Origin of the sequence: Rhodococcus sp. IEGM 1302 (genome assembly GCF_030056935.1) — a bacterium.
GTDB lineage: Bacteria > Actinomycetota > Actinomycetes > Mycobacteriales > Mycobacteriaceae > Rhodococcus_F > Rhodococcus_F qingshengii.
This window is the reverse complement of the sequence record NZ_JASHKY010000053.1, coordinates 1-10,738: the sequence shown is the minus strand read 5'-3', so window position 1 is coordinate 10,738 and position 10,738 is coordinate 1. Positions and strand designations below refer to the sequence as shown.

The following is a 10,738-nucleotide window of genomic DNA, read 5'->3' as shown; positions in this document are numbered from 1 at the left end:
CGTACCCACCGGGGCCGGCTCCGAGGACAACGACGTCATAGTGTGAGGTCACGATTCACCAGGGTAGTCCTGCATCGTTTCGCTGTCCCCAGATGGTCGTATTACCCGTCGGTAGCCCACACTTCTCGGGCAACTCGGGCGAAATTTCCGCCGTACACGGCCTCGATCGACGGCTCGTCGAAGCCCCGCTCACGCAATACCTGATCAAGTGTCAGCACCTCCTCCGGAGGAGTCCACTGCAGTGGCCCCCACGCGGTGTACGCCTCGGAGAACGACGACGGGTTCTGCTCGATCTCTTCGCGGAAGTCGTCGGCGTCGAAGGAGAAGTCGGAGCCGATCCCGACATGATCGATGCCGACGAGTCCCACAGCCTCTTCGATGTGGTCGGCCATCGCGGACAGCCGAGCCTGGTCGTCATCCGGTCCGTTGACGCCGAGGAATATGCCGACGCCGTTGATCCCGATGACGCCGCCGGTCTCCGCACACGCCCTGGCCTGATCGTCGGTGATGTTGCGCGGATGCTCCCACAACCTTCGGAGATTCGAGTGGCTGTAGATCATTGCTCGCTGGGTGATAGCTGAGATGTCCAACCCCGTCTGTACCGAACAATGTGAGCCGTCGACCGTCATTCCGACGCGATTCATCTCGGCAACCAGGTCACGGCCGTATCCACTCAACCCCGTGTCCGCCAGGTCCAAGCAGCCACAGCCGGCAGCATTCATGTAGTTGTACGTCGGCAACATCGAGCGGACTCCGAGGTCGCAGAAGTACGAGACGTTGGCCAGGTCTCCCTCCAGCGGATTCGAGTCTTCCAGGTCGAAGGCCAGGGCGATTCCGCCGGACTCCTGAATCTCCACGACGCCGTCGACGCTGAAGACAGGGGTGATCTCCGGGAACTCGACCCGCGCCTGCCACGCGAAACTCTTGGCGATTGCCGTCGAGTCCGCGCGAGTCTGCGGCGAGTAACCGACGTTCACCGAAACGTAACTCCCCGCTGGGCGCTGATATCGGAGAAGATCTTCGACAGACGCGTTCGACTGCAGAGGTAGGCAACAATGTTGTTCCCATAGTGGATATGTCCGGTTCACTCACTAATCCCGTCGATGATCAGGGAAATTCACCTGAAACTGGTCGTACGTTCAGCAAATCTCTGGTTCACTGGCGGATAACGCACCGATGCGGTAGAACTTACAAGACTCACACGCCCTGTACCTATCGACAGAGCATGTACCCAGCATGAATTCCCGTACGGGAACAGCAACAAAGGACCGTTCACTCCTGGGCGGATTCGAAGGAATTTTAGGTGGAGGTTTCTGAACGTATGCGTGCTCGCACTTTCAAGCGTGGCCGTCTGGTCGCCGCTGTAGCCGCAGTATCCGTGCTGCCGATGCTGATCAGCCCTGCAGTGTCGTCCGCAGGCGGAGATCCGTCGACCACCACGGCAACTGTTGCCAAGGCAAACACAACGGGTTCCAAGCTCTCGAGCCGCACGGACAACGGGCGCATCGCCACCATCAAGGTGTACTCCCCTTCCATGGAACGCGATATTCCGCTCGAGGTCATCCTCCCGGCAGACGGCAGCGAACCCCGCCCGACCCTCTACCTGCTCAACGGTGCAGGCGGCGGCGAAGACCGGGCGACGTGGCAGCGTCAGACCGACGTCAACGAGTTCTTCGCTGACAAGAACGTCAACGTCGTCACCCCGCTCGAAGGTGCATTCAGCTACTACACCGACTGGGTGAACGACGACCCGTCCCTCGGCCGTCAGAAGTGGCAGACGTTCCTGACCCAGGAACTCCCGCCCGTCATCGACGCCGAGTTCAACACCAACGGCGTCCAGTCGATCTCCGCGATCTCGATGACCGCGACCTCGGTCCTCAACCTCGCCATCGCAGCTCCGGGCCTCTACAAGGGCGTCGGTGCATACAGCGGATGCGCCGAGACGAGCACACCGGTCGGCCAGTCCTCCATCGAACTGGTTGTGGGCATGCGCGGCGACGCTGACGTGACCAACATGTGGGGCCCCCTCGACGGCCAGGGCTGGATCGACAACGACCCCGTCGTCAACGCCGAGAAGCTCCGCGGCACCGAGCTCTTCATCTCCACCGGCTCCGGACTCCCCGGCCCGCACGACACCCTGAACAACGAGGCGATCAACGGACAGGTCGGCACACTCGCCAACCAGGTGATCGTCGGCGGCGTCATCGAGGCAGCAGTCAACTACTGCACCCACAACCTCGCCTACCGCCTCAACGATCTCAAGATCCCGGCCACCTTCGACTTCAAGCCGACCGGCACCCACTCGTGGGGCTACTGGGAAGACGATCTCCACAACTCCTGGCCGATGCTCGCTCGTTCGATGGGCATCTGACCGAAATCGTTCCGACTCGACCCCGCTCCCTGCACTTCCGGGAGCGGGGTCGAGTGCTTGTCTGGGCCGATTCGGGGGTTAATTCGGGGGTTAATTCCGGGGCCAATTCAATTGTCAGGCAATCGAATCGCGTCACTTTCTGCGCCCGCTCTGCTTTACTGACACATAACAAAAAGTGAACCTGTTCCAGTAAGGGCTCACAGGCACTTCGATCCGTTCCGGATCCGAAGACATTCAGGTGGAGGATCCGAACGTATGCGTGCTCGAATTTTCAAGCGTGGCAGTGTGATCGCAGCTCTCGCAGTGGCCACGGTGCTGCCGATGCTGATCAGTCCGGCGACAGCTTCTGCGGGCGGTGACACGTCCGGATCGCACGTCGTGAGCAACACCAAGACCGGCGACCGCAAGGTCACCATCTCGGTCTTCTCCCCGGCGATGGATCGCAACATCCCGCTCGAGGTCATCCTCCCCGCAGACAACAGCGAACCCCGCCCGACGCTCTACCTGCTCAACGGTGCAGGCGGCGGCGAAGACTCGGCGACCTGGCAACGCAAGACCGACGTCATGAACTTCTTCCAGGACAAGAACGTCAACGTCGTCACTCCACTCGAAGGCGCGTTCAGCTATTACACCGACTGGGTGAACGACGATCCGGTTCTCGGTCGCCAGAAGTGGCAGACGTTCCTGACCAAGGAACTCCCGCCCGTCATCGACGCCGAGTTCAACACCAACAAGGTCCAGTCGATCTCCGCGATCTCCATGACCGCGACCTCGGTCCTCAACCTCGCCATCGCGGCTCCCGGCCTCTACAAGGGCGTCGGGGCGTACAGCGGATGCGCTGAGACCAGCACCCCCGTCGGTCAGAGTGCGATCGAACTTGTCACAGGTACCCGCGGTGGAGCTGACATCACCAACATGTGGGGCCCGCTCGACGGTCAGGGATGGAAGGACAACGATCCGGTCCTCAACGCCGAGAAGCTCCGCGGCACCGAACTCTACGTCTCCACCGGCTCGGGACTCCCCGGCCCACACGACACTCTCGCCAATCCCGCGATCAACGGTCAGGTCGGTGCGCTCGCCAACCAGGCAATCGTCGGCGGCGTCATCGAGGCAGCGGTCAACTACTGCACCCACAACCTCGCCTACCGCCTGAGCGACCTGAAGATCCCGGCCACCTTCGACTTCAAGCCGACCGGCACCCACTCGTGGGGCTACTGGCAGGACGATCTCCACAACTCCTGGCCGATGCTCGCTCACTCCCTGGGCGTCTGACCCGATTCGTTCTCACTCGACCCCGCTCCAGTGTTTCGGGAGCGGGGTCGAGTGCTGTCGGGAGCGAGCAGTAAGAATGGACGTATGACTTCCGATCAGCAGCCCACCACCGGCGACGACCCCTACCTCTGGCTCGAAGACGTGACCGGTGAGTCTGCACTCGATTGGGTCCGTCAGCACAATGCCGTGACCGAGGAGCAGCTCACCGACAACGAGCGCTTCGATCGACTACAGAGCGACGTGCGCGAGATCCTCGATACCGACGCGCGAATCCCCTACGTCCGCCGTCGAGGTGAGTTCCTCTACAACTTCTGGCGCGACAGCACCCACGTTCGCGGATTGTGGCGACGCACGACGTTCGATCAGTACGTCACCGACGACCCGGAATGGGACGTCCTCGTCGACCTCGACGCCCTGGCCGAGGCCGAGGGCGAGAACTGGGTCTGGAAGGGCACGCAACTTCTACGGCCACACCGCAACCGTGCATTGATCAGCCTCTCCCGCGGTGGGGCAGACGCGGCGGTCGTTCGCGAGTTCGACATCGACAAGCGCGAGTTCCTCGCTCCCGAGGGCGAGAATCCCGGCTTCTACCTTCCCGAGGCCAAGACCGACATCGACTGGATCGACATCGACACCGTCTACGTCGGAACGGATATCGGACCGGGGTCGCTCACCGATTCCGGATATCCCCGTCTGGCCCAGCGGTGGAAACGCGGCACTCCCCTCTCCAGCGCCGAGACCGTCTACGAGGGCCAGGCCACGGACGTGGCGATCTCGGCTTCGCACGATCCGACGCCCGGATTCGAACGAGACTTCGTCACTCGCTCGGTCGATTTCTACAACTCTCAGCATTTCGAAGTTCGCCCCGACGGTGAACTGGTGCTCGTGGACGTCCCCGAGGACGCCGGGATCTCGATTCACCACGAGTGGTTGTTGATCCGCACCAAGTCCGTGTGGGCCGTCGAGGACACCGAATATCCGACCGGCGCACTGCTTGCCATCCGTTACGACGATTTCCTTGCCGGCTCACGAGCACTGACATCGATCTTCGAACCCGACGCACATTCCTCGCTCGAGCACTACACCTGGACACGCGATCATCTGATTCTGGTGGTCCTGACCGACGTGCGCACGACGCTGCGAATCCTGACGCCGGGCGAAAACGGCTGGGAGGATCGACCTTTCGAAGGGCTTCCAGAACTGACCAGTATCGAAATTCTCGACACCGACCCTGATGTCAGCAACGAGTACTTCGTCAATTCGAGTGGATACACCTCCCCTGCAACTCTTTTGCACGGCGTGATCGGCGAAACCGAACCCACTGCCCTCAAGCAGGCTCCCTCGTTCTTCGACGCCGAGGGCATCACCACGGAGCAGTTCTTCGCCACCTCTGCCGACGGCACCCAAGTTCCGTACTTCGTGGTGCGCAGTCCGCGTAGCGAGCCCGGCCCTACCCTGCTCTACGGGTACGGCGGATTCGAGATCTCGCTGACACCGTCGTACAGCGGTTCTCTGGGCCGTGCCTGGCTGACGCAGGGCGGAACCTATGTGGTTGCGAACATTCGTGGTGGCGGCGAGTACGGACCCGGTTGGCACACACAGGTTCTCAAGGCCGGGCGCCACAAGGTGCACGAAGACTTCGCTGCCGTCGCGAGAGACCTCGTCGATCGCGGAATCACGACCCCGGATCTTCTGGCAGCTCAGGGCGGTAGCAACGGCGGCCTGCTGATGGGCATCATGCTGACCAAGTACCCCGAGCTCTTCGGCGCCATCGTCTGTCAGGTCCCGCTGCTGGACATGCGCCGATTCCATCTCCTGCTGGCCGGCGCTTCGTGGATGGCCGAATACGGTGACCCCGATGTCCCGGAGGAGTGGGCATTCATCTCGGAGTACTCGCCGTATCAGAACATCGACGCCGCCGCGTCGTACCCACCGATCCTGATCGCGACGTCCACCCGCGACGACCGCGTCCACCCCGCGCATGCCCGCAAGATGGCCGCACGGCTGGAAGAGCTGGGCAAGCCGGTGCTGTATTTCGAGAACATCGAGGGTGGCCACGGCGGCGCCGCGGACAATGCTCAGCTGGCCTTCAAGACTGCGCTGACCTACGAGTTCCTCTGGCAGAAACTCGCCTGATCTTTCAGCGGTCGCGCAACCACGCGACGACGCGCTCGCTCACAGCGGTGGGATTGCGTATCCAACCGTTGTGACCGAGTGGTTCGTCGATGTGCGTCATCGTCACTTGGGCCCCGGAGAGCTTGTCCACCAGGTTCTTTGCCGACCGGCGTGGAGCGAGATCGTCCCCTTCGATCGTGATCGACAGAACCGGCAAGGTCAGGCGAGCGATCCGCTCCTCGTAGTCGATATCCGCACCGACGGGTTCCATGCGACCGGTCCTGGCGAACCGGGCCCAATCGGTGATCAGTACTTTCGACTGTCGACCGAAGCCGCCGACGTTGACCCGGTCTCCCGGCCAGAAGCCGGCAATGTTGGCTGTCACCGACATCGCGGACGAACCCAGATAGAGTCCGGGCGCACGGATTCCGGGGAATCCGCGGTGATACGGCGATCCGGAGGCAACCAGGATCAGTCCGCCGAGCCGGCCCCGAATCCTCGACGCGTACATCACCCCGATCTGGCCGCCCATGCTGTGCCCCATCAGAAATGGTGTGCTGGCCGGGAACCGCTCGCGCACTACCTCGAACGTCGCCGGACAATCGATCGAGACCAGTTCCTGATATCCGAAAGCACTCGACGCGCTCGGGCGCGGTTTGCTGTCACCTTGGCCGCGAAGTTCACCGATGGCCGCGTTGAAGCCGGCTTCGACCAGGGCCTGCGCCACCGGATCGTAGAACCCGGCGGGAACTCCGAGCCCGGGCAACATCACCACCACGGGTGCGTCGTCGTTCGGTCCGGGAAACAGACGGATCGGGGTCACGGTGCCGTCGGGGAGTTGGATCGGTACGGTCTCCATTCAACTCACACTAACCACCCACGCCGCGGATGGGCAGAGCACACGCGCCGACTATTCGAGGCTGCCCACGATCAGCGGATCCGGAGTACCCACGATCTCGTAATCCTTGTTGTCGTAATCGAACTGACTGAGCACGTGACGCATCGCGTTTATCCGCGCGCGTTTCTTGTCGTTGCTCTTGATGACGGTCCACGGAGCGGTGGCGGTATCGGTGAACCGGATCATCTCTTCCTTCGCCGCCGTGTACGCATCCCACTTGTCCAGAGAAGCGATGTCCATCGGCGAAAGCTTCCACTGCCGCACGGGATCGACCTGTCTGATCGCGAACCGCGTGCGCTGCTCCAGCGGTGAAACCGAGAACCAGAACTTGATCAAGCTGATGCCGTCGTCGACGAGCATCTGCTCGAACAACGGCACCTGGCGCAGAAATCGCTCATGCTCCTCGTCGGTGCAGAAACCCATGACCCGCTCGACCCCGGCCCGGTTGTACCAAGATCGATCGAACATCACCAGTTCCCCGGCGGCGGGAAGGTGCTGCACGTAGCGCTGGAAGTACCACTGCGTCGACTCGCGAGCCGACGGCTTCTCCAGCGCGACGACGCGAGCGCCACGAGGATTGAGGTGCTCCATGAATCGTTTGATCGTTCCGCCCTTACCGGCAGCGTCGCGTCCTTCGAACACGATGGCGTGCCGTGCGCCGGTTTCTTTCGACCAGTTCTGCAGCTTGAGGAGTTCGATCTGCAGCAGACGCTTGGACATTTCGTACTCGTCCCGAGGCATCCGTGCGTCGTACGGGTAGCCCTCCCGCCAGGTGTCGACCTCGAAACCGTCCGGCGACGTCAGCAGCACCGGATCGTCGTCGTCATTGTCGTCGACGGTGAAGGCGGCGGTGTCGGCCAGATCGACGGCGGTCGAGAGATCCGCGAAGGCGCTGAGGAACGGTCGGCGTTCTGCTAAATCGGTCACCGCCGACAAGGTAGTCTCCCGCAGCAACCGTTCGGTGAAGCTGGGATGAACTACCGGGGTATGACACGACGGGCTCAAAAGATCAGGGTGCAGATGGGGGTCGTCCCCGATGGTGCCTGATGCGATCTCGCTTCAGAATTGAAGCATGACATTCGAAAGCAACACACCTCGCCCCTTCACCCGTTCCAACGACAAGAAAATGTTCGCCGGAGTGTGCGGCGGAATTGCAGATTACTTCGGCGCCGACGTAAATCTTGTCCGTCTACTCGCCGTTATCGCGGCTATTTGCACGGGTGGAACCGCGGCTTTGGTATATCTCGCCGCCTGGATGCTCATGCCGTTAGGTTGAGAATTCCGGCACTTGACATGGCGAGAATTACGCGCCGACAAAAGGTATTTCGGGGCCTACGCGCCAACACGAGCAGGCCCCGAAATCGACAATCTACTTGGCGGCCTTCAACTCTCCACCGCTGAGCGCAGCGAGGGCCTCGAGACCCTTGACGGCCAGGCCACTGACGCTGCCCAACCAAGATGTTCAGTGGTTCACTTGGGACGAGCAAATGACGCCGATCAGAAAACTCAGGGAACGACAGGCGGCGTAAAGCTGAGGTGTCGAGAGATTATCGTTCGACCAACTCACGATTTTGGTCGGAAACTGCCTGCAGAAGCGCCGTGAACCCCACCCGCAATAATTCGATGTAGTGCTCGATATCTGGCATCGTCTCTCGCGAGACAATGACATTGAGCGTCAGAGAACCTCCACGCGCAGCAATGAGGAAGTGGCGCAGAATGTCTCCGTCGACCGGCGCCTGCCCGCCGAGAACTGCCACCGCCGGCGCACCTTCGAAGACATTGCCGTCGACCGATACCGGGACATTGCTGATCGTCGTGTTCTGAATGACCTTGTGCGAAGGGTCAAGCTTGTTGATCCGACGCGAGAGACCGGTGAGTCTGAGCAGAGCCGCGGGCGACGTTTCGATGCGTGTGCCGTATCGACGGACGGCTGGGTGCAAACTCCGCCCCTTTGCCATCAGCGCCGAATCCCTGATTCGTGTCAGCCGCTCGACCGGATCTTCGACGTCCGTGTGCAGATCGACCGTCAACAGCGCCAGTTGGTTGGCCGATTCCCATTCGGCGATCTGCCGCATCGATCGGGGAACCATCGCCGCCAACCCACTGCCTGATTTCTCGCCCTTCTCCGACAGGTATGCGTCGAGAGCGCCGGCGACGACGGTCAGGAAGATGTCGTTGACCGTCACGTCCGGAACGGCCGCTCGGATCGCTTTGATGTCTGCGCCGTCCAGCGTCAGGAAATCGATCGTGATGTCTCCGCCCAGCATGCCGTTGAATCGGGTCGGCAGGCGGTCGGCCGAGTACGTAGGCAGCTCTCCGGCCTCTTCCGCCTCCCGAACCGTCTCGGCCGCAACCTTTGTCACGGACAGACCCCGGCCGAAACGGATCGCCTGGCCGGGCAAACCCACGACCGTGCGCCCGATCAAATTCAGCGACGAAAGCCCCGAACCGGCACGCTTCGTCTCCGGCTTCGGCGGACCGGAGAACAGAAGGTTGGTCAGATCGCGGATCGCCAGACCGTCACCGGCCCCGTGGTGGGTCTTGAGCATGATCAGCGTCAGATTGCCCGGTAGCTCGTCGATCCCGTGCACTCCGGTCATGACGTGCAACTCCCAGGGCGGCCGGGACAAGTCCATCGGCTCACCGAGCGAGCGCCCGAGCAATTCACGAACCGGCGCCCACCCGGCAACCGGGGCACGATGGACGTGCACGTGATCACCGACGTCGAAATCGGCCGGGACCCAATAGGGATAGTCCAGATCCAGCGGAACTCGCTGGAGTCGACTCGTGAACAGTGGCCAGTATCCGAATCTTTCGGTGATCCACCGAACCGCGTCGTCGTGCGTCATCTCTGCGAGCGGATGGCCCGTCGTGTCGAAGAAGTAGGCGCAGACCATGTGGCTCAGATGTCCGCCGGACTCGTTGTAGACGAACTCCGCGTCTCGCGGCCCCATCTGAGATACCGCGGCTGGCAACGAGTTCCGAAAGATCATGCATGCCCCTCAATTCCGACGCTGAACGAATGTCCGAATTGTAGCGAGCTGACATGCCGATCCTCTGGGTTCTGCTCGGAATCGTTGGGTATCACCGGATCCAGCAATCGGAAAAGGTGCCTGTGATTCCGATCGATCAGGAGGCAACCTCTTGGTTAGGTGAATCCGCAATCTGCATCGCGGCTGCCGCTGCCAAGTCATCGAAACTTGCCTCCCCCGCACGAGCAAAAGCCCGGCCCACCGAATGGTGGGCCGGGCTCTAGGAGCTAGGTGGAGATGGACTCAGAAGTCCATGCCGCCCATGCCGCCGGTCGGATCGCCTGCAGGCGCTCCGGCCTTCTCGGGCTTGTCAGCGACAACGGCTTCGGTCGTCAGGAACAGAGCCGCGATGGACGCTGCGTTCTGCAGTGCCGAGCGGGTGACCTTGACCGGGTCGTTGATGCCTGCAGCGAGCAGGTCGCCGTACTCGTTGGTCGCAGCGTTGAGGCCGTGACCTGCGGGCAGGTTGGAGACCTTGTCCGCAACAACGCCGGGCTCGAGGCCTGCGTTGAATGCGATCTGCTTGAGCGGAGCGGACAGTGCAACGCGAACGATGTTCGCGCCGGTTGCCTCGTCACCTTCGAGCTTGAGGTCGTCCAGTGCGGGAGCTGCCTGGAGAAGTGCAACGCCACCACCGGCGACGATGCCCTCTTCGACGGCTGCCTTTGCGTTACGCACTGCATCTTCGATGCGGTGCTTGCGCTCCTTGAGCTCGACCTCGGTAGCAGCGCCGGCCTTGATGACTGCAACGCCGCCGGCCAGCTTGGCCAGACGTTCCTGCAGCTTCTCACGGTCGTAATCCGAGTCGCTGTTCTCGATCTCGGCGCGGATCTGGCTGACACGACCGGCGATTGCGTCGGCGTCGCCGGCACCCTCGACGATGGTGGTCTCGTCCTTGGTGATGACGACCTTGCGTGCCTGGCCGAGGAGCTCGAGGCCTGCGGTCTCCAAGGAGAGTCCGACCTCTTCGCTGATGACCTCGCCACCGGTGAGGATGGCGATGTCGGCGAGCTGAGCCTTACGACGGTCACCGAAGCCGGGAGCCTTGAC

Annotated in this window: 9 protein-coding genes; 4 read left to right on the top strand and 5 right to left on the bottom strand. The window is 62.0% G+C overall.

Annotation, left to right across the window (positions count from 1 at the left end; translation table 11 throughout):
• Positions 1-101 precede the first annotated feature (101 nt).
• A complete protein-coding gene (locus QM609_RS29015; RefSeq protein WP_007733736.1) occupies positions 102-977 on the bottom strand; it encodes a dipeptidase in 876 nt (291 codons plus the stop codon).
• A 344-nt stretch (positions 978-1,321) separates the two neighbouring features.
• On the opposite strand from QM609_RS29015, the gene QM609_RS29010 reads away from it, so the two are divergent.
• From QM609_RS29010 to QM609_RS29000, 3 genes are all read left to right on the top strand, one after another.
• Positions 1,322-2,371 (top strand): alpha/beta hydrolase, encoded by a 1,050-nt coding sequence (locus tag QM609_RS29010; RefSeq protein WP_007733735.1) that lies wholly within the window; start codon positions 1,322-1,324, stop codon positions 2,369-2,371.
• A gap of 255 nt (positions 2,372-2,626) precedes the next feature.
• Complete coding sequence (locus tag QM609_RS29005) at positions 2,627-3,643, top strand: alpha/beta hydrolase (protein WP_007733734.1); 1,017 nt, start codon at positions 2,627-2,629, stop codon at positions 3,641-3,643.
• 84 nt (positions 3,644-3,727) lie between these two features.
• Positions 3,728-5,779 (top strand): prolyl oligopeptidase family serine peptidase, encoded by a 2,052-nt coding sequence (locus QM609_RS29000; RefSeq protein ID WP_047268841.1) that lies wholly within the window; start codon positions 3,728-3,730, stop codon positions 5,777-5,779.
• A gap of 4 nt (positions 5,780-5,783) precedes the next feature.
• Here QM609_RS29000 and QM609_RS28995 read toward each other — a convergent pair whose 3' ends face one another.
• Together QM609_RS28995 and ppk2 are read right to left on the bottom strand one after the other, a co-directional pair.
• Positions 5,784-6,617: an alpha/beta hydrolase family protein gene (locus QM609_RS28995; protein ID WP_042450422.1), complete on the bottom strand. Its 834-nt coding sequence runs from the start codon at positions 6,615-6,617 to the stop codon at positions 5,784-5,786.
• Positions 6,618-6,668: 51 nt separating this feature from the next.
• Positions 6,669-7,583: a polyphosphate kinase 2 gene (gene ppk2 / locus QM609_RS28990; RefSeq protein WP_007733731.1), complete on the bottom strand. Its 915-nt coding sequence runs from the start codon at positions 7,581-7,583 to the stop codon at positions 6,669-6,671.
• Positions 7,584-7,728: 145 nt separating this feature from the next.
• On the opposite strand from ppk2, the gene QM609_RS28985 reads away from it, so the two are divergent.
• On the top strand, positions 7,729-7,932 hold the full coding sequence (locus QM609_RS28985) for a PspC domain-containing protein (protein WP_003941534.1): 204 nt from the start codon (positions 7,729-7,731) through the stop codon (positions 7,930-7,932).
• Positions 7,933-8,203: 271 nt separating this feature from the next.
• Here the strand turns inward: QM609_RS28985 and QM609_RS28980 are convergent, their stop codons facing one another.
• Together QM609_RS28980 and groEL are read right to left on the bottom strand one after the other, a co-directional pair.
• Positions 8,204-9,649 carry a wax ester/triacylglycerol synthase domain-containing protein gene (locus tag QM609_RS28980; RefSeq protein ID WP_007733729.1) on the bottom strand — a complete coding sequence of 482 codons (1,446 nt, stop codon included), beginning with the start codon at positions 9,647-9,649 and terminating at the stop codon, positions 8,204-8,206.
• Between the two features lie 282 nt (positions 9,650-9,931).
• Positions 9,932-10,738, bottom strand: an 807-nt coding sequence (gene groEL, locus QM609_RS28975) for a chaperonin GroEL (protein ID WP_283337648.1), incomplete at its 5' end; no start/stop codon positions are given.